Annotated in this window: 2 protein-coding genes; both read right to left on the bottom strand. The window is 64.2% G+C overall.

All coding sequences use genetic code 11. The features are described 5' to 3' along the window. On the bottom strand, positions 1–858 hold an 858-nt coding region (locus RMO81_RS02635), incomplete at its 3' end, for a MiaB/RimO family radical SAM methylthiotransferase (protein WP_310474178.1). An 87-nt stretch (positions 859–945) separates the two neighbouring features. Beyond that, positions 946–1,560: lysophospholipid acyltransferase family protein (locus RMO81_RS02630; RefSeq protein WP_310474177.1), on the bottom strand; the 615-nt coding region annotated here is incomplete at its 5' end.

Below are 1,560 nucleotides of genomic sequence, written 5' to 3'. Positions count from 1 at the left end.
GTAGGATTCGCGGGTGTGGGCGCGGTTCATCGCCTTCAATATGCGGCTGGAGCCCGACTGCACGGGCAGGTGCAGATAAGGCATCAGCTTGGGCACCTCGACATGGGCAGCGATCAGATCGTGGCCGCCTTCACCCTGCATGTCGCGCGGGTGGCTGGTGGTATAACGGATCCGTTCCAGGCCATCGATTTCAGCTAGCGCGCGAATGAGGCCCGACAGGCTGAGGCTGCTGTTATAGGCGTTCACATTCTGGCCAAGCAGGGTGATTTCGCGCACGCCGCGCGCCACCAGCGCCTTCGCTTCGGCGATCAGATCGGCCGCCGGCCGGCTGGTTTCCGGGCCGCGCGTATAGGGCACCACGCAGAAGGTGCAGAATTTGTCGCAGCCTTCCTGCACGGTAAGGAAAGCACTGGCTTGCGCGATGCGGCGCTGCGGCAGGGAATCGAATTTCGGCACCACCGGCATGTCGATGTCGATGGCGCGGGCGGTCTGCGACTGGCTGAGCAATTCCGGAAGACGATGATAGGCCAAGGGGCCAACGATCACATCCACATCCGGCGCGCGGACGGCGATTTCGGCGCCTTCGGCCTGGGCCACGCACCCGGCGGCCACGATGGTGGGCCGGCTGCCATCAGCCCGCGGCTGGCGCAGGCGGCCGATATCGGAATACAGCTTTTCCGCAGCCCGCTCACGGATATGGCAGGTATTGAGCACCACGACATCAGCCGCTTCGGGCGAATCCACGGCGGTCAGCCCTTGGCCGGCCAGCACATCACCCATGCGCTCACTGTCATAGACGTTCATCTGGCAGCCGAAGGACTTGACGTGAAAGGTCTTGGGGCTGGGTCGAGACGTCAAGAGCGGGCTCCGGTGGCTTGGTGGTTCTCCATAGCCATTTTGCCCGCCCCGGTCACCTGCCATCCGCCCGGCTTTGGCCCAATATCGTCAGCCTCCACGCATCAACCGGCGGTAACCGGCGGCAATCAGCGTGTGGCAGTGGCGGGCCAGCAGCTTGCGGTCCGGAAAGTCGGCGGCATCGATGGGATCGTGGAACAATATTTCCGCCGTGATCCGCCCCAGCCCCATGAAGCCAATGGCATGCGGGCCCAGTTCAGTATCGCCCACCCAGGCCAGATCGGGCAGTTGCCGGCGCGTAACGGGCAGGCCGTTCACCCGCGTATAGGCCAGGGTGACCGGCTGGATGATCAGGCCCGGCACATCACCCACCACCGAAAACAGCGCCGATTTGAACGGCAGCACGCCGGTGCCGTCGCTGTTGGTGCCTTCGGGAAACAGGATCAGCGAACCGCCCTTGTTGAGCCGATCGGCGAGTTCATTCCTTTGCACCGCCGCCGTTGAACGGCGTTCCCGCGCCACATAAACAGTGTGGGCAAAGGTGGCGAACCAGCCCACCGGGCCCCAGCCGGCGACTTCTGATTTGGCGACAAAACTGGCGTTGATACGCGCGCCCAGCACGGGAATATCGGTCCAGCTCAGGTGGTTGGCGACATAGAGTATCTTGCCGCCCGGCGGCGGCGCACCGTGCATGCGGATGCGGAC

It is taken from the genome of Sandarakinorhabdus sp., assembly GCF_031422795.1.
GTDB lineage: Bacteria > Pseudomonadota > Alphaproteobacteria > Sphingomonadales > Sphingomonadaceae > Sandarakinorhabdus.
Note: the sequence above shows the minus strand (reverse complement) of the source record. Positions and strands in the feature narration are given on the sequence as shown.